This is a genomic window from Enterococcus saigonensis, from assembly GCF_011397115.1.
GTDB lineage: Bacteria > Bacillota > Bacilli > Lactobacillales > Enterococcaceae > Enterococcus_C > Enterococcus_C saigonensis.
On sequence record NZ_AP022822.1, the window covers coordinates 2,405,319 to 2,430,679 of the forward strand.

A 25,361-nucleotide genomic window follows, 5' to 3' on the forward strand; every position below is an offset into this window, starting at 1 on the left:
TTATTTAGCCCCCTCGTTTAATAATGCGACAGAATGGGTATCTGTAATCTTGCGTAAATCGTATACGCGGCCCGTATTGTCGTAATAATCTTTTTGATGTTTGATGTACTCTTCTTCGACGTGACGGCGATTTTCTTTATGAGCCTCACGATTTGGTACATCAATACGAGGAATAGCAGATAATAAACGTTTGGTATAAATATGGCGTGGATCATTATAAATATCTTCACGACTACCAATTTCAACAAACCGACCTTTATACATAATGGCAATGTTGTCACACATATGTTTGACTACACCCAAGTCATGGGAAATAAATAAATAGCTTAAATCATATTGTTGTTGAATTCGCTTCATGAAGTTCAATACTTGTGCTTGTACTGATAAGTCCAAAGCCGATACTGGTTCATCGGCAACAATTAACTTGGGATTAGTTGCAACAGCGCGAGCAACCCCTAAACGTTGTCTTTGCCCACCAGAGAACTCGTGAGGATATTTGTACAATGCATCTTCTGGCATCCCTACGATATCTAATAATTCTTTCACACGTTGTTTTTCTTCTTGATCACTTAAACGTTCAAAATTACGTAGTGGTTCAGCAATAATGTCTAATACACGTTTTTTAGGATTCAAAGAAGACATAGAATCTTGAAAGATCATTTGGACATCTTTGTTGTAATTCATTTTTTTACGCACGTTACGTTTGGTAACATCTTGTCCGTTATAAATAATTTCTCCACCGGTAACTTTTTCTAATCCCAAAATAGCCTTACCTGTTGTGGATTTGCCTGAACCTGATTCCCCTACAAGACCATATGTTTTACCTTTTTCGATGACAAAATCAACACCATCAACGGCATAAACATGGTCGGTCACACGGTTAAAGAAACCGCTGCGAATTGGATAGTGGATTTTCAGATCTTTAATCGTAATTAATTCTGACATTTACACTTCTCCTTCGTCTTTAAAATGGAAGTGCTTGTAGCAAGTACAACGCACCAAATGATCTTTTCCAACTTCGTGTAGAGTTGGATTTTCTTCATGATCACTTTCGGGAATCCAAGGAATCCGTGGTGCAAAGCGACAACCTGTTCGTGGCATTTTCACCAAGGTAGGAACAATCCCTTCAATAACGTGAAGTTCATTATCGTGATTGTCTTCTTGCGGAATGGAGTTTAAAAGTGAACGTGTATAAGGATGTTGCGGATTGTTAAACAACTCTTCTACTGGTGCAACTTCAACAAATTGACCGGCATACATCACGGCTACTCGATCAGCCATTTCTGCTACAACTCCCAAGTCATGGGTAATTAAAATAATGCCAGACTCCGTCTCTTCTTGTAAGTCTTTTAATAAATCCAAAATTTGCGCTTGGATTGTTACATCCAGTGCGGTAGTTGGTTCATCGGCAATTAAAATCGGTGGTTTTGCTGCAATTGCAATCGCGATAATAACCCGTTGGCGCATTCCACCAGATAATTCGTGAGGATATTGACGTCCTACTCGTTTAGGATTTGGAATCCCAACTTGTTCGAGTAATTCCATTGCTCGCGCTTGACGTTGCTCTGCAGTCATATTGGTATGATAAACCAGACCTTCTTTAATTTGGTCTTCAATTCGCATCAACGGATTCAAAGCGGACAATGGATCTTGGAAAATCATTCCAATATCGTTTCCGCGAATTTTGTTATATAGAGTTTCATTTAAATTGGCCAAATCCAAATCTTTATAAAGCATCTCACCAGTGATCCGGGTGTTTTTTGGATCATGTAATCCCATAATGGTAGTGGCAAGTGTACTCTTTCCACAACCTGACTCGCCAACAATCGCTAAAATTTCATTACGTTCTAAAGTAAATGACACACCGTCAACAGCATCGTAGTATTCATCTTTAATACGAAAGCCCGTGTGTAGATCCTGAACTTCTAATAATTGATTATCTTGTGACAATCCAATACCCCTCTTTCGCTAATACGGAGATTTTTTGCCGGAAAATGTAAAAAAGCATGGAAGAGATGCTGTCTTCTTCCAGTCTCCAATTATTTCCGCTAATATTTCTTAATAATTATATAGAAAGGTGTATCATAATGCAAGTTAAAGAGCTGTGAAAGCAGAATTTTCAGAAAACTCCCAAAATTATTTTTGATTTCTTTGAAATTTGAGGAAAAACTTGCTATTAAGCTAATTCCTTATAAAAATTAAAGCGTAAATTTTAGCTACAATTCATGCAATTTCACAAAGATTCCCATAAATAATCACTTTAAAGATTAATTTTTGTAAAAAAAAGCACTTTCAAATCAAATTACAAGTGAAAATCCATACAAATTTATTTCATTTTATGTATTTTTATCCTATGAAAAATCTGTCTCTATCCATATTATTGCTGTAAAATTAGAAAAACCATGTTTTTTTAGTGCAAGAAAAAGAGGAAAGAAAATTTCCGAAAAAATTTCTTTCCTCTTTTAATGACAAAAGATTCAGTTTTAACTGTTTTCTTATGACAAGTGGCTGGCAATATAATCTACTGCACTACCTACTGTTTCGATTTGTTCGGCATCTTCATCAGAAATTTCGGTACCGAATTCATCTTCTAATTCCAAGACAAATTCCATCACGCTAATGGAATCTGCATTCAGGTCGTCTTTGATGCTCATAGTATCAGTAACTTGATCAGCATCCACGTTAAAGTGGTTTGCAATCACGGCTGCTACTTTTTTAAATACTTCTTCACGCGTCAAATGTATTCACCTCCACGTTTATGACAATATCAAAAGATAGCTACCAAACATTTTAAGGGTTTCTAAATACTTTGTCTAGCCTTTTTTAGGTAATTGTTGTTTTAAAAACTTTTTAATCGACTTTTTCTTCTTCGCGAGCTTCAAATTGTGCAACTAATTGGGGTACCATATCTGTTTTTAACATTGTATGAATTTGACGAATTGTATAGCTAACAGCTTCAGGACCCGTGGCGCCGTGGGTTTTAATTACAGGAGCTTTTAAGCCAAATAAAACAGCTCCACCATATTTTGCATAGTCCATTTCGTTTTTTAAATTACGTAGACCGTCTTTTAAAAGTAAAGCGCCCATTTTCCCTTTAAAACCTTCTGCTAAGATAGATTCTTTTAGCAAAGCCATCAGGTTTAGAGCAGTTCCTTCGATTGTTTTCAAAACTGCATTACCCGTGAAACCATCTGTCACAACTACATCTGCTGCACCGTTTAAAAGTTCTCGTGCTTCGACATTCCCGATAAAATTAAGATTATTTTCGGCTTTTAAAAGTTCAAAAGTTTTTTTCGTTAACTCACTGCCTTTTGTCTCTTCTGTCCCATTATTTAAAAGTCCTACCCGTGGGTTGGCAATTCCCCGAACATGTTGTGCATAAAAAGAACCTAAAATTCCGTATTGCAACAAATGCTCCGGTTTGTTATCTGCATTGGCGCCGAGGTCTAACATATCAAAACCACCCTCTTTACCAAGAACCGGCAATGTGGACATTAAACCGGGACGTTCAATGCCTTTAATGCGACCAACAATGAATAATCCTGCCGCTAGCAATGCACCGGTATTCCCTGCGGAAAAAATAGCATCTGCTTCACCATTTTTAACTGCTTGCGCTGCCAATACCATTGAAGCTTGCTTTTTGCGTCGAATTGCCTTTACCGGTTCATCATCGCTGTTGATTTTTTCATCTGTATGAATAATTTTAACATTTGCTTCATCCGTTACATATTTCTTTATTTCTGCTTCTTTGCCATATAATTGAAATTCAATATCGGGAAAATCTTTTTTCGCCAACATTACGCCTTCGACAATTGCTTTGGGAGCGTTGTCGCCACCCATCGCATCTACTGCGATTTTCATCATTTCGTTATACCCCCTGTAAACCATCAATTACAGAAGCTGGGAGATTAATTTGTCTCAACCCCTGTTCACGCATAAACATTGTGACAAAAGTAGATTCTTCAAAAAACAATCCGAAATTTCTTGAAGTTGAACACTTCTATCCCAACCTCTTTTCATATGTTACAAAGTATAGCATAATCAATCAAAAAATTGCGTTTCTGCCTGATTTTTTATTGCTGCAACTAATCCTTGATATTCTGGTAGAACGTGCCAATTTTTCATTTGCCAAACTTTTTGTGCTTCACTTCTGGCTACCTCTAAAATATTAGCATCTGCAACTAAATCGCCAGCAATAAACTGCGGAATACCCGATTGTCGAAAACCAAATACTTCTCCTGGTCCGCGTAACTTCAAGTCTTCTTCACTTAAGACAAAACCATTATTGGTTTCTGTCATGATTTTCATCCGCGCAGCACCAGTTTCATTTTTCGGATCTGCAACTAAAATACAATAGGACGCTTTCGCGCTTCGACCAACCCGTCCGCGCAATTGGTGAAGTTGGGCCAGCCCAAAGCGTTCTGCATCAATAATTAACATAACAGTTGCATTAGGAACATTGACCCCGACTTCAATTACTGTCGTCGAAACCAAAATTTGCATTTTATTTTCTTTGAAGTCTGTCATAATTGTTTCTTTTTCTTGATTTTTCATTTTGCCATGGAGCATACCAACTTTATACTCTTGTCCATAAAAAGCTTGGAGGTGTTCATAAACTTCTGTCGCATTTTTGACATCTAGTGTTTCTGATTCTTCAATTAACGGACAAATAACATACATTTGATGACCTTGTTTTAACTCCTGGTGTGACCAGTCTAAAACAGAATCTAACTGACTTGGACGAACCCAGCGTGTTTCAATCGGGATACGGCCGGCTGGAAGTTCATCAATAATTGAAACATCCATTTCCCCATAGGCCGTAATCGCTAATGTGCGCGGGATTGGTGTGGCAGTCATAAATAAGACATCTGGCCGTAACCCTTTTTCCCGTAAAACGCGTCGTTGATTCACACCAAAACGGTGCTGCTCATCAGTAATCACTAAACCTAAATTGGCAAAAATGACATCTTCTTGAATTAATGCATGAGTTCCTACTACCACATCTATTTCTCCGTTTGCAAGTTGTTCTAAAATAATTCGGCGTTCCTTTGCCTTAGTGGAACCCGTTAAAAGCGCAGTAGAAACTTCTAAAGGATCAAATAATTGATTTAAACTCTCCATATGCTGTTGAGCCAAAATTTCTGTTGGTACCATTAAAGCTCCTTGAAAACCTGCTGTCATAGTAGCGTATAAAGCAATAGCTGCTACTACCGTCTTTCCGCTACCAACATCACCTTGCAATAGTCGCTGCATATGTAGCGGACTTTTTAAATCTGCACAAATTTCATTGGTAACTTTTTTTTGCGCAGCAGTCAATTCAAAAGGCAGACTCGCTATAAAGGATTTCAGACGCTTTACATCGTACTGAATAGCAAGACCATTAATTGCGGCTTTTTCTACTTGCTTTAGAGACTGTAACTTCATTTGAAAGATAAAGAATTCTTCAAAAACTATACGTCGTTTGGCTTGATGGCTTTCTTCTTTATCAGTTGGAAAATGCATGGCATACATGGCTTTTTCACGATCTAGCAACCGATACTTTTCTTTTAATGACCGAGGTAGATTTTCTTCAATTTGATTTTTGTAAAGATCAAAAGCCTGACGAATCAAATCAATTAATGTCTTTTGCTTAATGCTTTTATTAACGTGATAAATTGGGGCAAAATCATCATCTGTACCGGATCCTAAAATTTTCATCCCAGTCATCGCTTTACGTTTTGCATCCCATTTGCCATAAACTGCTAATTCTTCACCCAAAATAACTTTATCTTTTAAATAGGGCTGATTAAAAAAAGAAACATTAAAAACTACATGATCTTGCATCATGCGAAATTTTAACATCGATTTTTTGTAACCAAAGCGGTTCACCACTGCTGGTGCAACTACGACTCCTTTCAAAGTAACTTTTTCTTGATCAGCCAATTCCGTTAAATCCCGTTCTTTAATATCATCATAGCGAAAAGGATAATAACTTAGTAAATCTTCCACTGTAACAATTCCTAAACTCGCTAAATCTTGGGCTCGTTTTGGTCCAACCCCTTTTAAAAAATCAACTTCTGTTTTCAGTCCTGCTGCCACTTTCCCACCTCAGTTCTTCATAAAAAATAAATAAAAGGTGAAACCAGGCTCGTCTTTGGGAGTAGCTGGTTTCACCTGCAATTTAGCAAATTTATTTTATTCTGCTGCAAATAAGTATGGATATACCGGTTGATTTCCTTCGTGGATTTCAACTTCTAAATCCTCATGTTTAGCTAGTAACGCTTCTGCAATTGCTTTTGCATCTTTTTCTTTGGTTTCATCACCAAAAATAATTGTAATAATTTCAGTATCTGCTGTAATCATTTTTTCCAAAGTTGTCAAGGCTGTTTTCATTTGATCAGAATTTGAAATAACGATTGCACCGTCCACCATGCCTAAGAAGTCGCCTTCATGAATTTCAATACCATCAATATTAGTATCGCGAATGGCATGCGTCACAGAACCAGAAATAACATCTGCTAATGCATCTGTCATTGCCTGTTTATTAGCTTCTAAATCTGCTTGTTCATTAAAACTTAACATAGCAGTCATACCTTGTGGAATTGTTTTAGACGCAATTACCGCCACAGGAACTTCAGCTACTTCAGCTGCTTGATCTGCAGCCATGAAGATATTCTTATTATTTGGTAATACAATTACTTTGTCAGCATTTACTTTTTCAATCGCATCTAAAATATCTTGGGTACTTGGATTCATAGTTTGACCACCAGAGATTACGTAATTTGCCCCTAGACTGCGGAATAATTTTGCTACCCCATCACCGGCTGCAATTGCAATTACTGCATACGGCATGCGAGGTTGTTTTACAGACTCTGTAGCAAATTCTTCTACTTGATGATCGTGTTCTAAAATGGTTTCATGCTGCAAACGCATATTATCCACTTTCACTTTAACTAAAGCACCAAATTTTTGACCATAATTCATGACTTCACCAGGATGTTCTGTGTGCACATGAACTTTAATGATTTCATCGTCATTCACAACCAATAATGAATCTCCTAAACCATCTAAGTAGTTACGGAAAGTTTCGTAGTCAAATTCACTATCCACGGTAGGACCTTCGCCGATATTCACCATAATTTCAGTACAATAGCCAAATTTAATGTCTTCTGTTGCTAGTTGTCCTTGAACGCTGCGATGGTGCTCAGCATTGACCATTTCATCCATTGCTGCAGGAGTTGGTTCAAAAGTTTCATCGGCTTGATATTCCCCTGTTAAAGCAGCCAAAAAACCTTCATAAACAAATAGCAATCCTTGACCGCCACTGTCGACCACGCCTACTTCTTTTAATACAGGCAATAAATCCGGTGTTTTTGCTAAAGCACGTTTCCCACCTTTAACAACTGCTTTTAAAACTTCCACGCAGTCATCTGTTTCGATTGCTTTTTTCTCGCCATACTCTGCTGCCACTCGCGCTACAGTCAAAATCGTACCTTCAACAGGCTTCATTACTGCTTTATACGCCGTTTCTACCCCGTGGGTAAATGCTTTGGCTAAATCCACTGCATTTAGTGTGACAACATCTGGAATTTGTTTGGAAAAACCACGGAACAATTGTGATAAGATAACACCGGAATTCCCCCGAGCTCCCATCAGTAATCCTTTGGCTAATATATTGGCCAATTCGCCAACATTTTCTGATGCAGAATCTAAAACAGCTTTAGCGCCACTGGTCATGGACATATTCATGTTCGTTCCGGTATCGCCATCTGGCACCGGGAAAACATTCAACGAGTTGACATATTCTGCATTAACTTGCAGACGACTAGCACCAGCCTGGACCATTTCCTGGAATTGACTTGCGCTTATTTCCGTTACTTTCACTGATAATCCTCCTTAGAATCGATCCCTCAAAAGCTGATCTCCTGCCTAATCTGGCAGTACACGTACACCTTGAACAAAAACATTAACGGAATTAGCCGTTACGCCTAACATTGTTTCCAAATTGTACTTCACTTTTTCTTGTACATTGCGAGAAACTTCCGATATTTTCGTCCCATAGCTAACGATGGTGTAAACATCCACCGCCACGCCGTTTTCTTCTTGTCGCACGATAACGCCACGGGAATAATTTTCTTTACGTAAAATTTCATTGATATTATCTTTGATTTGACTCTTGCTGGCCATGCCAACAATGCCAAATACGTCGGTAGCGGCGCCACCAACAACTGTGGCAATTACTTCGTTTGTAATCTCAATTGTGCCAGATGCAGTATTAATCTTTACAGCCATAAAAATAAGCCCCCTTAATTTAAGCTTTACAAAATGTGTTCTCTTGCATTTCGCATAATAAATGGCGAATGCAACAAAAGAGGGGCACAAATTCCCCCATTTTCTTCTATAGTATTTTATCATAGCTACCCTTTAAATAAAAGAAAGAGCTAACGGCAGTAAAAATATTCACGAAGCCTACAACGTTGTTTAATTTACATGGTTTAGCATAAAAAGTCAATATTTGCCGGCAAATTTAGCTTGCATAATTGGATCGTTTATGGTAAATTCAGTTAGTATGAGCCCTAATATGCGCTCCATAGCAAGGCAAAGGAGGAACTAGTCACATGGCAAAAGTTTGCTATTTTACAGGTCGTAAAACATCAAGTGCAAATAACCGCTCCCATGCGATGAACGCTACAAAACGTACAGTTAAACCTAACTTACAAAAAGTTCGCGTTTTAATCGATGGTAAACCTAAAAAAGTTTGGGTATCAGCTCGTGCTTTGAAATCAGGAAAAGTTGAGCGCGTTTAATTGACACTAGACTACAATACACCGTCTAAGGAAACTTAGACGGTTTTTTTGTGTCTATTTTTACAAAAAACTCGTTATTAAAAAATGATCATCTCAAAAAACATTTAGAAAATAGCAAAACGAAAAAACGCAAAAAAAGACTGGCGAAAAGCCAGTCTCTTTATAGATATGTGCCAATATTCATCATGTAATATTGAGACGAAATATGTTTTTTTAATACCCTAAAAATACTGCATTTTTTATACAGTGTCAAGACGCTTAGCCTTCAAAAACAAGAATATACCAATTCGCATATTGACTTTAGTCCCCTTTTTCAACGAAGCGTTATGAAGCGTCATGAAGTAGCTTTTAATACGGCTTTCAAATTTTAAAAGAGTTTTTTCTTTTTTCTTCAAAGCTTTCAGGCAAGTGGAGTTGTGATAAAATAGAAACAAGTTTTAACTTTAATCTAGAGAAATTTGGTGACCTAATGCAACAAGTGAAATCTTTTCTAAAGGAAAATCGTCTTTTAATGTTGGCGAGTTTCGGCCTGCCCTTTTTTATCTTGGCCTTTATTTATTTAACAATTGGGATTTATCCTGGTAGTAGCCGGAGTATTTTAGCTAGTGATGCCTTTTCACAATTTTCTAATTTCCACGCCAGTTTTCGCAATGCCATGCTTGGGAAACAGAGCTTTTTATATTCGTGGCACGCCTCTTTGGGATTGAATTACCTTTCCTTAATTTCTTATTATTTGGGCGGAGTTTTTACTCCTTTCGTATTGTTTTTTCCCAATCAGCTTATGCCAGATGCCCTCTACTTTTTAACTTTGTTAAAGGTCGGTAGCGCCGGTTTAGCTTTTTGGTTTTATGCCAAACACACTTTTGCTATTGATAAGTGGGCTCACGTTACATTGGCAGTGAGTTACGCTTTAATGTCTTTTATTATTGCTCATTCTGAAATTATTATGTGGATTGATGCCTTGATTTATCTTCCTTTAATTATTTGGGGGATTGATCGTCTTTTGTTATTACAAAAACCGCGTGTCTTATTTTTTAGCTACCTGTTACTTTTCATTTCCAGCTTTTATATGGGTTTTATGATTGGAATCTTTTCTGTTCTTTATTTTCTTGTGCGCCTTATTAGCAATTTCAAAACGAATAAATCCAAAATTCTCCCTTATGGCATAACTTCTATTTTAGCCGGCGGTGCTTCGATGATTATTATTTTACCGGCTGTTTTGGACTTGCGCACAAACGGCGAGGAGTTAACTCAAATTACCCAATTAAAAACGGAAGCGACAAATTTTTTAGATATTTTTATGAAAAATATGATTGGTGTCTATGATACGACTAAATACGGCAGTATTCCTTTCATTTATATTGGTTTACTACCTTTAACCTTCTGTTTGTTTTACTTTGTAACAAAATCAATAGCACACAAAGAAAAAATACTTTTTGCCGCTTTATTTGCAATTCTAATTGCTAGTTTTTACCTAGTACCATTGAATTTGTTCTGGCAAGGAATGCATGCCCCAAACATGTTTTTATTCCGCTACGCTTATTTATTTTCCTTTTTAGTCATCATGTTAGCCGGTTATGGTTGGGAACAATTCAAACCGGAATACTGGCCTAGACTAGTAGCCGTTCTGATTAGTCTGATGCTTTTATTTTGTTTTGCTATGGGACTTAGAGGTGATAACGAATATACTTATGTAAAATTTGGCTCTTTTGTTTTAACGATTTGCTTCTTATTGTTATATATTTTAGTTTTTACATTTACAGCCAAAGATAGCTTCACTAAAAAAACTGCGCGTATTCTATTATTAGCAGTCGTTTGTTGTGAAGCGGCTATTAATACAAATGGCATGGTGCGCGGCATTTTAAATGATTGGAATTATGCATCTCGCAGCCTCTATACAGAGCCTTATCCTGCTATTAAAAATTTAGTTGATCAAACCAAAACAAGTAATCAAACATTTTATCGGTTAGAAAACCTTGATCCTGTCTCTAGTAATGATAGCTTTAATTATGGTTATAGCGGTATCAGTATGTTTTCATCGATTCGCAATCGCCATTCTTCTAGTTATTTAGACCGTTTAGGCTTTCGCTCGAGGGGAACCAATCTAAATATCCGTTATGCGAATAATACGTTGTTGATGGATGGTTTTACGGGTATTAAATACAACTTAACCACAACCCCACTAAATAAATTTGGTTTTAAAGAAAAAGCTAAAGAAGCTGCGTACCAATTATATGAAAATGATTATGCTTTACCTCTAGCCTTTTTGACTGACGCTAGTGTTACTAAAGTTATTCAACCTGAAAATGATAATTTAACGAGTCAGACAAATTTAGTGAATGCCTTAAGTGGCGAAAATCTGCACTACTTTGATTTTTATCCATTATCGGTAGTAAAAACAGATAATACAACGGTTACAAATAATGGTAATTTCTTACGTTTAACTGAAGAAAAAGCTAATATTGCTAAAGATATCACTTGGAGCTTAACTATTCCGGCACATCGTCAAGCTTATTTAAGCCTTTATCCAGAAGATTTCGCGGAACTAGAAAGCTCTACTGTCACTATTTTAATCAACGGTCAAAAGCGCAAGACCCAAATTAACATTAGCGGCCAATATTACGATTTGGGTTATTATGATAAAGAAACTACCATTACTTTTACAGCTAGTTTTTATGGTACCAAATCGATTGGCTTACAAAATCCTCAAGTCGTTACACTAGATACTACTGCTTATGAGAAGGCTATGAAACGTCTGCAGCAAAATGGTGTACCATTAACAACGGGCAACCGTAGCGCAACTGGTAATTTTAGTGCCAAAGAAGATCAATTATTGATCACAACCATTCCTTTTGATAAAGGTTGGCAAGTTAAAATTGATGGAAAAAAAGTCCCAATTACTGCCTTTCAAGATGCTTTTCTCGCTGTTAAAGTAAAAGCCGGAAAACACAACATTACATTGCGCTATTTGCCACCAGGCTTTATTCTAGGTGTCGCCTTATTTATCAGCTGTTTAGTTCTTTTCTATTTCTTTGATCGTTTTTACCAAAAGAAAAGATAACCACTCAAAAAAACGTTGTTAAGCTGTCTAATTTAGACAACCTAACAACGTTTTTTAGTCATATTTCACTTCAACCAAATACAAACCTTCCGGGTGAGCAGTTGGTCCTGCTAGATTACGGTCTTTTGCTTTGATAATAGCGGGAATTGCATCTGCTTCTAGGCGCCCATTACCAATTTTCAATAATGTTCCTACCATGATGCGAATCATTTTGTATAAGAAACCATCCCCAGTAAAAGTGAACGTCAATTCATCACCAGCGTCATTAACCGCCATTTTTGCAACCCGAATCGTGCGAACTTTATCTTCCACTGAACTACCAGAAGCACAAAACGAAGTAAAATCATGTGTGCCTAAAAATGCGGGCAGAGCAGCTTCAATTTTTGCCAAATCAAGAGGATAAGGATAGTAACTAGCATAAAAACGACGAAACGGACTACGGGGTTTTCCAATATCTACTTTAAATTGATACGTTTTTTCCTTAACTAAATAGCGGACATGAAAATCATCTGGAACAACTTCAACACTTTTACAAGCAATATCTGCTGGCGACTGGGTATCCAAAGCAAAACGCATTTTTTCTAAAGGTCGCTCTTTTGGAAAGTCAAAATGAATAACTTGTCCTAAAGCATGAACACCTGCATCCGTTCGACCAGAGCCTTGCACTTCAACAAAAGTCCCATTGTTCATTTTTGTTAACGTTTTTTCTAGTTCTGCTTGGACAGTCCGCCCTGACACTTGGCGTTGAAAGCCGTGAAAGTTCGTACCGTCATAAGCAATAATAGCTTTATAGCGCAAATTTACTTCCTCAATTCCGAATTAAAATCAATAAAATTGTCACGACTGCAAAGACAACCACAACCATGCTATCTTTCAGATGCCAATCTAATTTTCGATATTTTGTCCGTCCTTCTCCTCCAGAGTAGCCTCTTGCTTCCATAGCAGTTGCTAAGTCTTCTGCTCGATTAAAACTCGAAACAAACAACGGGATTAAAAGCGGAATAATTGCTTTCATTTTTTGAACCAAACTACCTTCACCAAAATCAACCCCACGTGCGCGCTGGGCATTCATAATTTTTTCTGTTTCATCCATTAAAGTTGGCACAAACCGCAACGCAATTGAGAGCATTAAGCTAACTTCATGAACCGGGAAATGCACAACGTTTAAAGGACGCAAAATATACTCAATCGCATCGGATAATTCCAACGGTGCAGTCGTTAAAGTCAATAACGTTGACATGAAAATAATTAAAATAAAACGGCAAAAAATAAAAGCCCCATTCATTAAACCATAGTCTGTCACGGTAAAAACCCACCAGTGCCACAATATATTACCACCTGTAGTAAATAATACTTGTAACAAGACCGTAAATAAAATTAACCAAATTAAAGGTTTCACTCCTCGAATAAAAAAAGAGATTTTTACTTTCGAAAGAGCTATACACCCCAGCGTAAAGACGGCTAAAAAAGCATAGCTTTGCCAATTATTCGCAAAAAATATAACAGCAATAAAGTAAAAGCTAGCAATTAATTTAGCTCGTGGATCTAAACGATGAATTAAAGAGTCTCCCGGAATATAACGACCAAAAATCAGTTTATTCATCATTTAACACCACCTCCTGCTAAGAGCATTTCCGCTAATTCATCAGCAGTAATTGGCAAACGATCAAAACGCATTCCTTTTTCTTGCAAACGCAAAGCAAATTCTGTCGCCATCGGTACACCAATCTGTTTTTCTTGTACCCACGTTACATCTTGAAAGACATCTACTGGCCGACCTGATTTTACTAACGCGCCTTTTTCTAACACATAGACATAATCAGCAAAATTTGCCACATCATCCATCAAATGTGTTACTAAAACAATCGCAATATTTTTTTCTTGATGTAGTCGTAAAAACATCTCCATCATATCTTTACGTCCTTTTGGATCAAGCCCTGCGGTTGGTTCATCTAAGACTAATACTTCTGGCTCCATCGCCAACACCCCTGCAATTGCCACACGACGCATTTGACCACCTGATAGATCAAATGGTGAGCGTTCCATGTAAGAAGCGTCTAGCCCAACCAAATTGAGATATTCTTGGGCTAAAGCTTTAGCTGCTTCTTCTGATACACCAAAATTTTTCGGCCCAAAAGCAATATCTTTTGCAACAGTTTCTTCAAAAAGTTGGGCTTCAGGAAATTGAAAAACAATCCCTACTTTTTTTCGAATAGGTTTTAAATTCTTATTATCCGTCGTAGCAATAATTTTACGTTCACCAATTGTGACCGTGCCACTTGTTGGTTTTAGCAGTGCATTTAAATGCTGGAGTAACGTAGATTTACCACTGCCGGTATGACCGACAATTGCAGTATAAGAGCCCGCCGCAATTTCCAAATCAATATCATACAAAGCTCGCTGTTCAAATGGTGTTCCCGGTTGGTAGGTGAAGCCTACTTGTTCAAAATGGATGTCCATAACCAATTCACCATCCCTTCTTCAGTCAAGTATTCTGTAGGTACCACAACGCCCCGCTCTTTTAAAGCTGCTTTTAATTTTTCTGGAAAAGGTAAATCCAAACCTAATTCAATTAGTTTTTCGCCAGCAGAAAAAATTTCTGCTGGTGTTCCTTCTCTCACCAGCTTACCTTCTTGCATTACCAAAATCCGATTGGCATTAGCTGCTTCATCGATATCATGTGTAATTGATAAAACTGTTAAATTATTTTGGTCTTTAATTTTCTTAATGGTGCTAATAACTTCCTCGCGACCTTCTGGATCTAACATACTTGTCGCTTCATCCAAAATAATAATATCCGGACGCAATGCTACCACACCGGCAATCGCTACGCGCTGCTTTTGCCCACCAGATAGACGCGCTGGTTCTCTTTGTTTAAAGTCACTCATTCGAACCTGCTCTAGAGCATCTTGGACTCGCACTAACATTTCTTCACGCGGGACACCTTGATTTTCCATACCAAAAGCGACATCATCTTCGACAGTTGAACCAACGAATTGATTATCTGGATTTTGAAAAACCATCCCTACCATGCGGCGAATATCCCAAACATTTTCTTCATTCAATAAATTACCGCCAACTTTTACACTGCCTTGTTGCGGCAAGAGTAAGCCGTTAATTGTTTTAGCTAAAGTAGATTTACCAGAACCATTATGTCCAACGATTGCAACCCACTCACCTTTTTTGATACTAAAGCTAACCCCATCTAGCGCATTTCTTTCAGCCTCTGGATCATAGCTGAATTGGATATCTACAAGTTCAATAATATCTTCCATGGCGACTCCTGTCCTTTATTCCTTAGTCTCATTCCTATAAATAAATAATTACGAGTAAAAAAGCTGATTTAAAAGCTTTTCCTAATAAATTTAGCAGAAAATAAAGGCAAATACAAATTGTTATTACTGAATGTCTCCTAAACAATTTTTCATTTTTTTATTTGATAAAAATTATTTAGGAGGCATTCTGTTTCCAATCTGTCTTGACAGTAAATTTTGGGTAAAAAAAAAGCACTTTATGATGAGTGCCTGCCCCTTAGTTAAACTAAGGGGCGGCGCTGAGCTAGACTCGGAAATTACTTCCAACATCATAACACTCTAAAGGACATCGATAAAGTGATGAAAAGTGTGATATTAAACAAGTTCTAGGATAACCATAGGTGCTGCATCGCCGCGTCTTGGTTCTGTCTTCAAGATGCGAGTGTAGCCACCTTGGCGTTCTGCATAACGAGGAGCGATATCGTTAAATAGCTTTTGTAAAGCTGATTCAATAACGATTTCTTCGTTTTCTTCCCGTACACTTGCTACTTCGTTACGTACGAAAGCAGCTGCTTGACGACGGGCATGCAAATCGCCGCGTTTACCTAAAGTGATCATTTTTTCAGCAGTTGAACGAACTTCTTTAGCACGAGCTTCAGTCGTTACGATACGTTCGTTGATCAATAAATCAGTTGTTAAATCACGCAACATCGCTTTACGTTGGCTAGATGTGCGTCCTAATTTGCGGTAACTCACGTGGAATTCCCTCCTTTTTGATTCTGCGACTATTAGTCGTCTTTACGTAATCCTAAACCAAGATCATGTAATTTAGCTTTCACTTCTTCAAGAGATTTACGGCCTAAATTACGCACTTTAATCATTTCTGGTTCAGATTTGTTGGTCAATTCTTGCACTGTATTGATACCAGCACGTTTTAGACAGTTATATGAACGAACAGATAAGTCTAATTCTTCGATTGTCATTTCTAACATTTTTTCTTTTTGTGTTTCTTCTTTTTCAATCATGATTTCAGCATTTTTAGCCTCATCCGTTAGATTCACAAAAATATCCAAATGTTCAGTCATGATTTTCGCAGCTAAACTCATCGCTTCCATCGGCATGATAGAACCGTCAGTCCAAATTTCCATCGTCAATTTATCAAAATCGTCACGACGGCCAACCCGCGTGTTTTCTACTTGGTAGTTAACACGATTTACTGGTGTGTAAATTGAATCAACTGGAATCACGCCAATTGGCATATCTTCCCGTTTGTTTTCATCAGCTTGCACATAACCACGACCAGGTCGAACAGTCAAGCGGGCATGAAAAGTTGCCCCTTCAGAAACGCTACAAATATACATATCTTTGTTTAAAATTTCTACATCACTGTCAACGATAATGTCACCAGCAGTAACAGTCGCTGGACCGGTAATGTCGATTTCAAGGGTTTTTTCTTCTTGCGTGTACATCTTAAGAGCAAGACCTTTGATATTCAAAATGATTTGTGCGACATCTTCGCGCACACCTTTGACGGTGGAGAATTCGTGTAAGACGCCATCAATTTGAATACTTGTGATCGCTGCCCCAGGCAATGAAGATAATAAAATACGACGTAGGGAATTGCCTAAAGTAGTCCCATAACCTCTTTCTAGAGGCTCAACGATGAACTTGCCATAATCTTTTTCTTCATCAATTTTTGCAACTCTTGGTTTTTCGAATTCAATCATTCTTATCTTTTACCCCTTTCAAAACGAAAAGTGTCTTGTTCAATGACGTAAAAATGTAGAAACTCAAATTGAGCAGCACTCATTAAACACGACGGCGTTTTGGAGGGCGGCATCCATTATGAGGAACTGGAGTCACGTCACGGATTGCAGTCACTTCTAGACCTGCTGCTTGTAATGAACGAATTGCTGCTTCACGTCCAGAACCAGGGCCTTTAACAGTTACATCAACTGTTCTTAATCCATGTTCCATTGCAGCTTTTGAAGCAGTTTCAGCTGCCATTTGAGCGGCAAAAGGTGTTGATTTTTTGCTACCTTTAAAACCTAAAGCACCAGCAGATGACCATGCTAAAGCATTACCATGAGTATCTGTAATCATTACAATTGTATTGTTGAATGTTGAATGGATATGCGCAATACCGGTTTCAATATTCTTTTTGACACGGCGTTTACGATTCACTTTTTTTGCTACCATGAAGTTTTAACCTCCTTCACTAAATTATTATTTTTTCTTACCTGCAACTGTTTTAGAAGGACCTTTACGCGTGCGGGCATTATTTTTAGTGTTTTGACCACGAACTGGCAAACCACGACGGTGACGGATACCACGGTAAGAACCGATTTCCATCAAACGTTTAATGTTTAAGTTGACTTCACGACGAAGATCGCCTTCAACTTTTAATTTATCAACTGCTGCACGGATAGCATCTGTTTGTTCATTCGTTAAATCACGAACACGAACATCTTCAGATACGCCAGCTTCAGCTAACACTTCTTTCGCAGTAGTGTTTCCGATACCATAGATGTAAGTTAAAGAAACTACTACGCGTTTATCACGAGGAATATCTACTCCTGCAATACGTGCCATATTTTGTTACACCTCCGATTATCCTTGACGTTGTTTATGTTTTGGATTTGCTGGGCAAATCACCATAACGCGCCCTTTACGACGAATTACTTTACAATGTTCACACATTGGTTTTACTGATGGTCTTACTTTCATGATAATACCTCCTTGAAGTTTACGGAGTACAATTATTTAAAACGGTATGTGATCCGACCACGTGATAAATCGTATGGCGATAATTCTACCGTCACTTTATCACCGGGCAGGATGCGGATGTAGTGCATACGGATCTTACCTGATACCGTAGCGAGCACTTGGTGTCCGTTTTCCAATTCCACTTTAAACATTGCATTCGGCAAAGTTTCGACGACTGTACCTTCGATTTCGATAACATCTTCTTTTGCCACGCACAGTACCTCCTTGTACTTGTTTCGCTTTACACGATAAAATGGCGGAAACTTGGCGTTCCCACCTGAGATTCTCAAAACTTGCCTTTATTTAACGCTAAAGGCGGACTGACATATTCTATCATAATATATCACACTTAGCAAGAGAAAGTTTCTTTGCAAGTCGGTAGCTGTTTGCGCGTGTTACCCGATGATCTTTTGCACGTCGGCAAAGACTGCATCGATATCACGATCTCCATCAATCGACTGCAATAAACCTTGATCTTTGTAATAGCCTAAGATTGGTTCACTGCTTTTAATGTTGACAGCTAGACGATTCTTGACTGTTTCAGGTTTGTCATCTTCTCGTTGATAAAATTCGTGGCCCCCACAACGATCACAGGTGCCTTCAACTTTAGTTGGATTGAAGATTTTGTGATACGTTGCCCCGCAATTGCGACACATATAGCGACCAGCAAGACGTTCAACTAAGATTTCTGACGGAACATGGATTTCAACGACGGCATCTAATTTTTTCCCAAGTTCTGAAAGCATTTGATCTAATGCTTTTGCTTGATCTAAAGTCCGAGGAAAACCATCTAACAAGAAGCCCTTGTCAGTATCAGGTTCTGCTAGGCGCTCTTTTACGATACCATTGGTAACTTCGTCAGGCACTAATTCACCTTTATCCATATAAGCTTTTGCTTCCAGGCCGAGAGCTGTTTCATTGGCCATAGCTGCCCGAAACATATCACCTGTTGAAATGTGAGGAATTTGATACGCAGCGACAATTCTTTCGGCTTGCGTTCCTTTACCTGCACCAGGCAATCCCATTAATACAAGGTTCATACTAACTCCTCCTGTAAGTTTATGGTGGGGGTGTTGAGGAGAACCCTCAACACTTCACCTTCACTCTAATTGATAAAACCAGTATATTTCCGTTTCAGCATTAGACCTTCTAACTGTTTGGCAGTTTCCAGCGCAACACCGATTACGATCAATAGACTTGTGCCCCCCAAACCAATTGATTGTGGCAAGTTCCAAACCATTTGTGCAATAATTGGTAACAATGCAACTAAGCCTAAGAACAAGGCCCCAACCGCGCTTAAACGCATCAATAAGCGAGAGACATAATCTTCAGTACCTTTACCAGGTCTGACCGATGGAATGTAACTTCCTTGCTTTTGTAAGTTTTCCGCTAATTTCTCAGGGTTAACTTGCACGAAAGCGTAAAAGAACGTAAATGCTACAATCAATAATGTATAAATCGTTGCACCTGGCACCGTGTTATAATTAAAGATCTGCATCATTACTTCATACCAACCTTCACCACGATACGAGCCGCTTAAAGCTTGTAAAATGGCATTCGGGGTAGCAATGAAAGAACTGGCGAAAATAACTGGAATAACGCCGGCAGCATTAACTTTAAGCGGCAAATAACTGCTTGTTGGTGCACCAGCTACTCGTTTTGTATATTGGATTGGAATTTTACGTTCTGCTTGTTGGACATAAGTTACCAACGTAATAATCACTAACACAGCAATTACTAAAGCAACCATAAATAATGCCGATTTCCAAATTTCACTTGATTCGATATTAATGAAATAATCTTCCACTAATTGTTTAATCGCATCAGGTAAACGAGAGATAATACCAGCAAAGATGATCATAGAAACCCCATTGCCAACTCCTTTTTCTGTAATTTGCTCTCCCAACCAGGTGACAAACATTGTACCCGCAGTTAAGATTAAACCAATTACAACAAAAGTCATCACATCTGGGTTATCCACAAAGCCAAGCTGTGTCCAAGAATTAAATCCAGCTGTAATCCCGACTGATTGAACAAAGGCCAAAACCAATGTCAAAATGCGCGTAGCTTGATTTAATTTACGTCGTCCTACTTCTCCTTGTTTAGACCATTCAACGAATTTTGGCACAATATCCATTTGCAACAACTGAATAACAATTGAAGCAGTAATATAAGGTGACACACCCATTGAAAAGACTGAAAAGTTTTGCATTGCACTACCACTCACCATGTTTAACATGTTTAAAAACGGTAGATCAGCAATACTTTGTAAGCGACTAGCATCAACACCAGGAACGGTGATATGTGCTCCTAGACGAAAGACGAATAAAGCAAAAACGGTAAAGAAGATCTTTGATCTAATATCTTTAACTTTAAAAGAGTCTTTCAACAGTTTAAACATTAGATCACCTCAATTGACCCACCGTTAGCTGTGATAGCTTCTTCGGCTGTTTTTGAGAATTTAGCTGCTTTCACAGTTAATTTCTTAGTCAATTCACCGTTGCCTAAAACTTTGATTCCAGCTTTTTCGTTTTTCACGATTCCAGCTTCTACTAGAGTAACAGGTGTTACTTCAGTACCGTCTTCAAAGCGATTTAAGACATCTAAATTGATTACTGCATATTCTTTACGGTTAACGTTAGTAAAACCACGTTTTGGTAAACGACGGAATAATGGTGTTTGACCACCTTCAAATCCTAGACGTACACCGCCACCTGAACGCGCTTTTTGACCTTTTTGTCCGCGACCAGCTGTTTTACCGTTACCAGATGAAGTACCGCGACCGACGCGATTGCGTACTTGGCGTGATCCTTCTGCAGGTTGTAATTCATGAAGTTTCATAGGGTTGGCACCTCCTTAACAAGTTAAACTAAGTTTGATTAAATTTCTTCAACGTCCACCAAGTGAGAAATAGTGTTAACCATGCCTTTGATTGCATCATTAGCTGGTTTTACTACAGTTGTGTTCACTTTACCTAGACCCAACGCTTTAACAGTATCACGTTGGTTTTGAGGACGTCCGATAACACTGCGTTTTAAAGTAATTTTTAATTCAGCCATTATTGTTGTCCTCCTTATCCGATAATTTCTTCAACTGATTTGCCACGTAATGCAGCAACTTCTTCAGCACGTTTTAATTGAGATAAACCTTCAACAGTTGCGCGAACAACGTTGATTGGTGTGTTTGAACCTAATGATTTAGAAGTAATATCTGAAACGCCTGCTAATTCTAAGACGGCACGGACAGGTCCACCTGCTGCAACCCCAGAACCTTCAACTGCTGGCTTCATTAAAATGCGGCCACCGCCAAAGACGCCAATAACTTCATGAGGGATAGTTGTTCCCACCATAGGTACTTCAATCAAGTTTTTCTTAGCACTTTCGATCGCTTTACGGATAGCTTCTGGTACTTCTTGTGCTTTACCTGTACCAAAACCTACGTGTCCGTTTTTATCGCCAACTACAACTAAAGCTGCAAAACGTAAACGACGTCCGCCTTTAACAACTTTTGTTACACGGTTAATCGCAACAACGCGGTCTTCTAATTCCAAATGATTTGGATCGATGTAAGTCATGAATGGTGTTCCTCCTTTTCCTAAAATTCTAGTCCATTTTCGCGAGCAGCTTCAGCTAAAGCTTGCACACGGCCATGGTAAAGGTAACCACCACGGTCAAAGACTACTTCTTTAATACCTTTAGCAGCAGCACGTTCAGCAACTAATTTACCAACGGCTTGTGCTTGTTCTGTTTTAGTTCCACCTGAAATTTCTTTATCCAAGGCAGAGGCACTTGCTAGCGTTACACCCGCTACGTCATCAATAACTTGCGCGTAGATGTTTTTGTTAGAACGGAAAACGTTCAAACGTGGGCACTCAGCAGTACCAGAGATTTTGTTACGGACACGGCGATGACGCTTTTGACGTGTCTTGTTTTTGTCTGGTTTTGTAATCACAATTGTCACCTCTTCTATTTGCTGGCCTAAGCCGCGAAAAGTATATAGTTATCTTCAAAAAAGGAAGATGTGAAGCCGTAATTTTCATACGGGCTTCGGCTATATCCTTTATTATTTACCAGTTTTACCTTCTTTACGGCGTACGAATTCGCCAACATAGCGGATACCTTTGCCTTTATAAGGTTCTGGAGGACGTACGCCACGGATATTCGCAGCTAATTCGCCAACTACTTCTTTGTTGATCCCTTTAACGATCACTTGTGTGTTCGCTGGAACTTCAATTTCAACGCCAGCTGGCGCTTCAATTTCAACTGGGTGAGAGTAACCCACGTTTAAGACTAACTTTTTGCCTTGTAATTGGGCACGGTAACCAACCCCGATAAGTTCAAGAGCTTTTTGGAAACCTTCAGAAACACCTACGACCATGTTGTTGAAGTTGGCACGAGTTGTTCCATGGATTGTTTTCATTTCTTTTGTGTCATTTGGACGAGTGAAAGTTACCACGTTTCCTTCGACATTCATAGTAATGTCAGCAGAAAAAGTACGTGTAAGTTCACCTTTAGGACCTTTGACTGTAATGTTGTTGCCATCTTGCTTAACTTCTACGCCAGCAGGCAATTCAACGATTTTATTACCGATACGACTCACTTAAAGACACCTCCTTGTAAAAGATTATATTACCATACGTATGCGACAACTTCGCCGCCGACATTTTTTTGACGCGCTTCTTTATCAGTGATTACACCGTCAGAAGTCGAGATAATGGCGATACCTAAACCATTTAATACTTTTGGTACTTCGTCAGCTTTAACGTAAGCACGCAAGCCTGGTTTAGAGATACGTTTCAAGTTAGTGATAACACGTTCACCGTTTTTACCGTATTTCAGGAAGACACGGATCACGCCTTGTTTGTCATCTTCGATATATTCAACATCACGAATGAAACCTTCGTTTTTCAAGATTTCAGCGATGTCACGCTTGATTTTTGATGCAGGCACTTCTAAAGATTCGTGCTTAACCATGTTAGCATTACGAATGCGAGTTAGAAAATCTGCGATTGGATCTGTCATGACCATGGGTTCTTTACCTCCTTTATGCGAGTATTTGTTTACCAGCTAGCTTTCTTCACGCCGGGAATTTGACCTTTATAGGCAAGTTCGCGGAAGCAAATACGGCAAAGTTTAAATTTACGATAAACTGAATGTGGACGTCCGCAACGTTCGCAACGAGTATATGCTTGTGTTGAATGTTTAGCAGGACGTTGTTGTTTAGCAATCATTGATTTTTTAGCCACGTAGTTCGCCTCCTTTAATTATTTTTGGAATGGCATGCCTAATTGTGTCAGCAATTCACGTGATTCTTCATCAGTGTTGGCTGTTGTCACAATAACGATGTCCATCCCGCGTACTTTGTCGACCAAATCATAATCAACTTCAGGGAAGATTAATTGTTCTTTGATACCTAAAGTGTAGTTACCGCGACCATCGAATGATTTTTTACTTACACCATGGAAGTCACGGACACGTGGTAGTGAAACACTTACCAATTTGTCTAAGAATTCATACATGCGTTCGCCGCGCAAAGTAACTTTGGCGCCGATTGGCATACCTTCACGTAAACGGAAGCCGGCAATAGATTTTTTAGCTTTAGTAATCAACGGTTTTTGACCAGCGATTAAAGTCAATTCTTCTACTGCTTTATCTAAATTTTTCGCATTTGAAACAGCGTCACCCACACCCATGTTGATAACAATCTTTTCAACTTTTGGTGCTTGCATCACTGAATTATAATTGAATTTTTCCATTAAAGCTGGAACTACTTCTTTTGAGTATTTTTCTTTCAGGCGGTTCATTTAGTTGCCCCTCCTTCCTTTAATTATTTATCTAGAACTTCACCGGTTTTCTTGGAAACACGGACTTTTTTACCGTCAACTTCTTTGTAGCCAACCCGAGTAGCTTCACCGTTTGATGGGTCGATGATCATGACATTTGATACATGAATCGGAGCTTCCATTTCAACGATTCCGCCTTGCGGAGCAGCTTGAGAAGGTTTTTGGTGTTTTTTCACGATGTTAACACCTTCGACTACAACTTTATCTTTTTTCGGGAAAGCTTCTAAAACAACGCCTTCTTTGTTTTTATCTTTACCGGTGATAACTTTGACTTTGTCGCCTTTTTTAATAAACATTACTGTTTCGCACCTCCTTTTAAAATAGGTTTTCTTATAATACTTCTGGTGCTAGGGAAACGATCTTCATGAAGTTGTTTTCACGCAATTCACGGGCAACAGGGCCAAAGATCCGAGTTCCACGAGGGCTTTTATCGTCACGGATAATTACCGCAGCATTTTCATCAAATTTAATATAAGAACCGTCAGCACGGCGCGCACCTGATTTAGTGCGGACGATGACCGCTTTGACAACGTCGCCTTTTTTGACAACCCCACCTGGCGTTGCTTGTTTAACTGAAGCAACGATCACGTCTCCGATGTTAGCAGTTTTGCGACCTGAGCCACCTAGGACTTTGATCGTCAAAATTTCGCGCGCACCTGAGTTATCAGCAACTTTTAATCGGCTTTCTGATTGGATCACGGTTGTATCCTCCTTTATCGCTTTATTTATCTACCAAGTTTCAAAGTGTAATTAGATAATTACAGCTTTTTCAACGATTTCTACTAGACGGAAACGTTTAGTAGCAGATAATGGACGAGTTTCCATAATTTTCACGATATCGCCAACTTTTGCTTCGTTGTTTTCATCGTGCGCTTTGTATTTCTTAGAGTAGTTCATTCGTTTACCGTAGATAGGGTGGTTTTTCTTTGTTTCTACAACGACAGTAATGGTTTTATCCATTTTGTCAGATACCACGCGACCTTGGTAAACTTTACGTTGATTTCTTTCAGTCATACCGCTAATGGCCTCCTTCCACAATTACTTCGCTTGTTCACGCAACACAGTTTTGATGCGTGCAATCGATTTACGTACTTCTTTGATACGTGCAGTGTTTTCTAATTGACCGGTTGCTAATTGGAAACGCAAGTTGAACAATTCTTCTTTCAATTGTTTTTCCTGATCAAGCATTTCGGCAGTGGTTAATTCTCTGATTTCTTTAACCTTCATTCGATTCACCACCCATTTCCTCACGTTTTACGATCTTCGTTTTCATTGGTAATTTGTGAGAAGCAAGACGCAATGCTTCACGAGCAACTTCTTCAGGAACACCGGCGATTTCAAACATGATTTTGCCGCGTTTAACTGGTGAAACCCAGCCTTCAGGAGCCCCTTTACCTTTACCCATACGTACGCCGATCGCTTTAGATGTATATGATTTATGAGGGAAAATTTTAATCCACACTTTCCCACCACGCTTCATGTAACGAGTCATAGCGATACGTGAAGCTTCGATTTGACGGTTGGTGATCCAATGTGATTCCACAGCTTGTAAGCCGAATTCACCAAAAGCAATCTCTTTACCGCCTTTTGCTTCTCCGCGCATTTTACCACGGAATTCACGACGATGTTTTACACGTTTAGGTACTAACATG

General features: G+C 38.7%; 34 protein-coding genes. 2 read left to right on the forward strand and 32 right to left on the reverse strand.

Annotation, left to right across the window (positions count from 1 at the left end; all coding sequences use genetic code 11):
• From EsVE80_RS11535 to EsVE80_RS11565, 7 genes are all read right to left on the reverse strand, one after another.
• Positions 1 to 945 carry an ABC transporter ATP-binding protein gene (locus tag EsVE80_RS11535; RefSeq protein ID WP_173103851.1) on the reverse strand — a complete coding sequence of 315 codons (945 nt, stop codon included), beginning with the start codon at positions 943 to 945 and terminating at the stop codon, positions 1 to 3.
• Entirely contained in the window at positions 946 to 1,950 is a 1,005-nt protein-coding gene (locus tag EsVE80_RS11540; protein WP_173103852.1) for an ABC transporter ATP-binding protein, read from the reverse strand. It lies immediately after the preceding gene.
• Between the two features lie 545 nt (positions 1,951 to 2,495).
• Positions 2,496 to 2,738, reverse strand: a complete 243-nt coding sequence (gene acpP, locus EsVE80_RS11545) for an acyl carrier protein (protein WP_071864237.1) — start codon at positions 2,736 to 2,738, stop codon at positions 2,496 to 2,498.
• Positions 2,739 to 2,850: 112 nt separating this feature from the next.
• A complete protein-coding gene (plsX, locus tag EsVE80_RS11550) occupies positions 2,851 to 3,861 on the reverse strand; it encodes a phosphate acyltransferase PlsX (protein WP_173104203.1) in 1,011 nt (336 codons plus the stop codon).
• A 180-nt stretch (positions 3,862 to 4,041) separates the two neighbouring features.
• Positions 4,042 to 6,078: an ATP-dependent DNA helicase RecG gene (gene recG, locus EsVE80_RS11555; protein WP_173103853.1), complete on the reverse strand. Its 2,037-nt coding sequence runs from the start codon at positions 6,076 to 6,078 to the stop codon at positions 4,042 to 4,044.
• 96 nt (positions 6,079 to 6,174) lie between these two features.
• A complete protein-coding gene (locus EsVE80_RS11560; RefSeq protein WP_173103854.1) occupies positions 6,175 to 7,863 on the reverse strand; it encodes a DAK2 domain-containing protein in 1,689 nt (562 codons plus the stop codon).
• A 45-nt stretch (positions 7,864 to 7,908) separates the two neighbouring features.
• Positions 7,909 to 8,271 carry an Asp23/Gls24 family envelope stress response protein gene (locus tag EsVE80_RS11565; protein WP_016173550.1) on the reverse strand — a complete coding sequence of 121 codons (363 nt, stop codon included), beginning with the start codon at positions 8,269 to 8,271 and terminating at the stop codon, positions 7,909 to 7,911.
• Between the two features lie 326 nt (positions 8,272 to 8,597).
• Between EsVE80_RS11565 and rpmB the strand changes: the two genes are divergently transcribed.
• Both rpmB and EsVE80_RS11575 read left to right on the forward strand, forming a co-directional pair.
• A complete protein-coding gene (rpmB, locus tag EsVE80_RS11570) occupies positions 8,598 to 8,786 on the forward strand; it encodes a 50S ribosomal protein L28 (protein ID WP_016173549.1) in 189 nt (62 codons plus the stop codon).
• Positions 8,787 to 9,255: 469 nt separating this feature from the next.
• Positions 9,256 to 11,847 carry a YfhO family protein gene (locus EsVE80_RS11575; RefSeq protein WP_173103855.1) on the forward strand — a complete coding sequence of 864 codons (2,592 nt, stop codon included), beginning with the start codon at positions 9,256 to 9,258 and terminating at the stop codon, positions 11,845 to 11,847.
• A gap of 54 nt (positions 11,848 to 11,901) precedes the next feature.
• Here EsVE80_RS11575 and truA read toward each other — a convergent pair whose 3' ends face one another.
• The 25 genes from truA to rplP all read right to left on the reverse strand — a co-directional run bounded on the left by truA (position 11,902) and on the right by rplP (position 25,360).
• Complete coding sequence (gene truA / locus EsVE80_RS11580) at positions 11,902 to 12,645, reverse strand: tRNA pseudouridine(38-40) synthase TruA (protein WP_173103856.1); 744 nt, start codon at positions 12,643 to 12,645, stop codon at positions 11,902 to 11,904.
• Positions 12,646 to 12,655: 10 nt separating this feature from the next.
• A complete protein-coding gene (locus tag EsVE80_RS11585; RefSeq protein ID WP_173103857.1) occupies positions 12,656 to 13,453 on the reverse strand; it encodes an energy-coupling factor transporter transmembrane component T family protein in 798 nt (265 codons plus the stop codon).
• Entirely contained in the window at positions 13,450 to 14,307 is an 858-nt protein-coding gene (locus tag EsVE80_RS11590) for an energy-coupling factor ABC transporter ATP-binding protein (RefSeq protein ID WP_173103858.1), read from the reverse strand. The genes EsVE80_RS11585 and EsVE80_RS11590 overlap by 4 nt, the downstream gene beginning before the upstream one ends.
• The gene (locus tag EsVE80_RS11595) at positions 14,283 to 15,122 is read right to left on the reverse strand and encodes an energy-coupling factor ABC transporter ATP-binding protein (RefSeq protein WP_173103859.1); all 840 of its coding nucleotides are present in this window, start codon (positions 15,120 to 15,122) and stop codon (positions 14,283 to 14,285) included. Before EsVE80_RS11595 ends, EsVE80_RS11590 begins: the two co-directional genes overlap by 25 nt.
• A gap of 354 nt (positions 15,123 to 15,476) precedes the next feature.
• Complete coding sequence (gene rplQ / locus EsVE80_RS11600) at positions 15,477 to 15,857, reverse strand: 50S ribosomal protein L17 (protein WP_016173543.1); 381 nt, start codon at positions 15,855 to 15,857, stop codon at positions 15,477 to 15,479.
• Positions 15,858 to 15,889: 32 nt separating this feature from the next.
• Positions 15,890 to 16,828: a DNA-directed RNA polymerase subunit alpha gene (locus tag EsVE80_RS11605; protein WP_071864228.1), complete on the reverse strand. Its 939-nt coding sequence runs from the start codon at positions 16,826 to 16,828 to the stop codon at positions 15,890 to 15,892.
• An 82-nt stretch (positions 16,829 to 16,910) separates the two neighbouring features.
• Positions 16,911 to 17,300: a 30S ribosomal protein S11 gene (rpsK, locus tag EsVE80_RS11610; protein ID WP_016173541.1), complete on the reverse strand. Its 390-nt coding sequence runs from the start codon at positions 17,298 to 17,300 to the stop codon at positions 16,911 to 16,913.
• A gap of 27 nt (positions 17,301 to 17,327) precedes the next feature.
• The gene (gene rpsM / locus EsVE80_RS11615) at positions 17,328 to 17,693 is read right to left on the reverse strand and encodes a 30S ribosomal protein S13 (RefSeq protein WP_173103860.1); all 366 of its coding nucleotides are present in this window, start codon (positions 17,691 to 17,693) and stop codon (positions 17,328 to 17,330) included.
• 18 nt (positions 17,694 to 17,711) lie between these two features.
• A complete protein-coding gene (gene rpmJ, locus EsVE80_RS11620) occupies positions 17,712 to 17,828 on the reverse strand; it encodes a 50S ribosomal protein L36 (RefSeq protein ID WP_002288710.1) in 117 nt (38 codons plus the stop codon).
• 32 nt (positions 17,829 to 17,860) lie between these two features.
• Positions 17,861 to 18,079 (reverse strand): translation initiation factor IF-1, encoded by a 219-nt coding sequence (infA, locus tag EsVE80_RS11625; RefSeq protein WP_010754744.1) that lies wholly within the window; start codon positions 18,077 to 18,079, stop codon positions 17,861 to 17,863.
• Between the two features lie 183 nt (positions 18,080 to 18,262).
• Positions 18,263 to 18,907 (reverse strand): adenylate kinase, encoded by a 645-nt coding sequence (locus tag EsVE80_RS11630; protein ID WP_173103861.1) that lies wholly within the window; start codon positions 18,905 to 18,907, stop codon positions 18,263 to 18,265.
• Between the two features lie 65 nt (positions 18,908 to 18,972).
• Positions 18,973 to 20,268, reverse strand: a complete 1,296-nt coding sequence (gene secY, locus EsVE80_RS11635; RefSeq protein WP_173103862.1) for a preprotein translocase subunit SecY — start codon at positions 20,266 to 20,268, stop codon at positions 18,973 to 18,975.
• A complete protein-coding gene (gene rplO / locus EsVE80_RS11640) occupies positions 20,268 to 20,708 on the reverse strand; it encodes a 50S ribosomal protein L15 (protein ID WP_071864225.1) in 441 nt (146 codons plus the stop codon). Before rplO ends, secY begins: the two co-directional genes overlap by 1 nt.
• A 38-nt stretch (positions 20,709 to 20,746) precedes the next feature.
• Positions 20,747 to 20,926 (reverse strand): 50S ribosomal protein L30, encoded by a 180-nt coding sequence (gene rpmD / locus EsVE80_RS11645; RefSeq protein WP_071864224.1) that lies wholly within the window; start codon positions 20,924 to 20,926, stop codon positions 20,747 to 20,749.
• 14 nt (positions 20,927 to 20,940) lie between these two features.
• On the reverse strand, positions 20,941 to 21,441 hold the full coding sequence (rpsE, locus tag EsVE80_RS11650; RefSeq protein WP_016173535.1) for a 30S ribosomal protein S5: 501 nt from the start codon (positions 21,439 to 21,441) through the stop codon (positions 20,941 to 20,943).
• A gap of 20 nt (positions 21,442 to 21,461) precedes the next feature.
• Positions 21,462 to 21,818: a 50S ribosomal protein L18 gene (gene rplR / locus EsVE80_RS11655; protein WP_071864223.1), complete on the reverse strand. Its 357-nt coding sequence runs from the start codon at positions 21,816 to 21,818 to the stop codon at positions 21,462 to 21,464.
• A 111-nt stretch (positions 21,819 to 21,929) separates the two neighbouring features.
• A complete protein-coding gene (gene rplF, locus EsVE80_RS11660) occupies positions 21,930 to 22,466 on the reverse strand; it encodes a 50S ribosomal protein L6 (RefSeq protein WP_173103863.1) in 537 nt (178 codons plus the stop codon).
• 29 nt (positions 22,467 to 22,495) lie between these two features.
• Positions 22,496 to 22,894, reverse strand: a complete 399-nt coding sequence (gene rpsH, locus EsVE80_RS11665) for a 30S ribosomal protein S8 (protein WP_173103864.1) — start codon at positions 22,892 to 22,894, stop codon at positions 22,496 to 22,498.
• A gap of 32 nt (positions 22,895 to 22,926) precedes the next feature.
• On the reverse strand, positions 22,927 to 23,112 hold the full coding sequence (locus tag EsVE80_RS11670; protein ID WP_016173531.1) for a type Z 30S ribosomal protein S14: 186 nt from the start codon (positions 23,110 to 23,112) through the stop codon (positions 22,927 to 22,929).
• Positions 23,113 to 23,130: 18 nt separating this feature from the next.
• The gene (gene rplE / locus EsVE80_RS11675) at positions 23,131 to 23,670 is read right to left on the reverse strand and encodes a 50S ribosomal protein L5 (protein WP_016173530.1); all 540 of its coding nucleotides are present in this window, start codon (positions 23,668 to 23,670) and stop codon (positions 23,131 to 23,133) included.
• Between the two features lie 23 nt (positions 23,671 to 23,693).
• Complete coding sequence (rplX, locus tag EsVE80_RS11680) at positions 23,694 to 24,005, reverse strand: 50S ribosomal protein L24 (protein WP_016173529.1); 312 nt, start codon at positions 24,003 to 24,005, stop codon at positions 23,694 to 23,696.
• A gap of 34 nt (positions 24,006 to 24,039) precedes the next feature.
• The gene (rplN, locus tag EsVE80_RS11685) at positions 24,040 to 24,408 is read right to left on the reverse strand and encodes a 50S ribosomal protein L14 (protein WP_071864220.1); all 369 of its coding nucleotides are present in this window, start codon (positions 24,406 to 24,408) and stop codon (positions 24,040 to 24,042) included.
• A 51-nt stretch (positions 24,409 to 24,459) separates the two neighbouring features.
• Positions 24,460 to 24,723, reverse strand: a complete 264-nt coding sequence (gene rpsQ / locus EsVE80_RS11690) for a 30S ribosomal protein S17 (RefSeq protein ID WP_016173527.1) — start codon at positions 24,721 to 24,723, stop codon at positions 24,460 to 24,462.
• A gap of 24 nt (positions 24,724 to 24,747) precedes the next feature.
• On the reverse strand, positions 24,748 to 24,936 hold the full coding sequence (gene rpmC, locus EsVE80_RS11695; protein WP_002288664.1) for a 50S ribosomal protein L29: 189 nt from the start codon (positions 24,934 to 24,936) through the stop codon (positions 24,748 to 24,750).
• The gene (rplP, locus tag EsVE80_RS11700) at positions 24,926 to 25,360 is read right to left on the reverse strand and encodes a 50S ribosomal protein L16 (protein ID WP_010742757.1); all 435 of its coding nucleotides are present in this window, start codon (positions 25,358 to 25,360) and stop codon (positions 24,926 to 24,928) included. The genes rpmC and rplP overlap by 11 nt, the downstream gene beginning before the upstream one ends.
• Between the last annotated feature and the right edge of the window lies 1 nt (position 25,361).

Bases quoted from the DNA above. Each gene is read 5' to 3' on its own strand.
- rplX (WP_016173529.1), bottom strand. From the start codon at position 24,005: ATGTTTATTAAAAAAGGCGACAAAGTCAAAGTTATCACCGGTAAAGAT.
- EsVE80_RS11535 (WP_173103851.1), bottom strand. From the start codon at position 945: ATGTCAGAATTAATTACGATTAAAGATCTGAAAATCCACTATCCAATT.
- plsX (WP_173104203.1), bottom strand. From the start codon at position 3,861: ATGAAAATCGCAGTAGATGCGATGGGTGGCGACAACGCTCCCAAAGCA.
- rpmC (WP_002288664.1), bottom strand. From the start codon at position 24,936: ATGAAGGTTAAAGAAATCAGAGAATTAACCACTGCCGAAATGCTTGAT.
- EsVE80_RS11565 (WP_016173550.1), bottom strand. From the start codon at position 8,271: ATGGCTGTAAAGATTAATACTGCATCTGGCACAATTGAGATTACAAAC.
- EsVE80_RS11605 (WP_071864228.1), bottom strand. From the start codon at position 16,828: ATGATTGAATTCGAAAAACCAAGAGTTGCAAAAATTGATGAAGAAAAA.
- rpsH (WP_173103864.1), bottom strand. From the start codon at position 22,894: ATGGTCATGACAGATCCAATCGCAGATTTTCTAACTCGCATTCGTAAT.
- rpmD (WP_071864224.1), bottom strand. From the start codon at position 20,926: ATGGCTGAATTAAAAATTACTTTAAAACGCAGTGTTATCGGACGTCCT.
- rpsM (WP_173103860.1), bottom strand. From the start codon at position 17,693: ATGGCACGTATTGCAGGAGTAGATATTCCTCGTGATAAACGCGTAGTA.
- EsVE80_RS11595 (WP_173103859.1), bottom strand. From the start codon at position 15,122: ATGGAAGATATTATTGAACTTGTAGATATCCAATTCAGCTATGATCCA.
- rpmB (WP_016173549.1), top strand. From the start codon at position 8,598: ATGGCAAAAGTTTGCTATTTTACAGGTCGTAAAACATCAAGTGCAAAT.
- rpsK (WP_016173541.1), bottom strand. From the start codon at position 17,300: ATGGTAGCAAAAAAAGTGAATCGTAAACGCCGTGTCAAAAAGAATATT.
- EsVE80_RS11585 (WP_173103857.1), bottom strand. From the start codon at position 13,453: ATGATGAATAAACTGATTTTTGGTCGTTATATTCCGGGAGACTCTTTA.
- EsVE80_RS11575 (WP_173103855.1), top strand. From the start codon at position 9,256: ATGCAACAAGTGAAATCTTTTCTAAAGGAAAATCGTCTTTTAATGTTG.
- rpsE (WP_016173535.1), bottom strand. From the start codon at position 21,441: ATGACTTACATCGATCCAAATCATTTGGAATTAGAAGACCGCGTTGTT.
- rplE (WP_016173530.1), bottom strand. From the start codon at position 23,670: ATGAACCGCCTGAAAGAAAAATACTCAAAAGAAGTAGTTCCAGCTTTA.
- rplP (WP_010742757.1), bottom strand. From the start codon at position 25,360: ATGTTAGTACCTAAACGTGTAAAACATCGTCGTGAATTCCGTGGTAAA.
- EsVE80_RS11630 (WP_173103861.1), bottom strand. From the start codon at position 18,907: ATGAACCTTGTATTAATGGGATTGCCTGGTGCAGGTAAAGGAACGCAA.
- EsVE80_RS11590 (WP_173103858.1), bottom strand. From the start codon at position 14,307: ATGGACATCCATTTTGAACAAGTAGGCTTCACCTACCAACCGGGAACA.
- rpsQ (WP_016173527.1), bottom strand. From the start codon at position 24,723: ATGACTGAAAGAAATCAACGTAAAGTTTACCAAGGTCGCGTGGTATCT.
- rplO (WP_071864225.1), bottom strand. From the start codon at position 20,708: ATGAAACTTCATGAATTACAACCTGCAGAAGGATCACGCCAAGTACGC.
- rpmJ (WP_002288710.1), bottom strand. From the start codon at position 17,828: ATGAAAGTAAGACCATCAGTAAAACCAATGTGTGAACATTGTAAAGTA.
- secY (WP_173103862.1), bottom strand. From the start codon at position 20,268: ATGTTTAAACTGTTGAAAGACTCTTTTAAAGTTAAAGATATTAGATCA.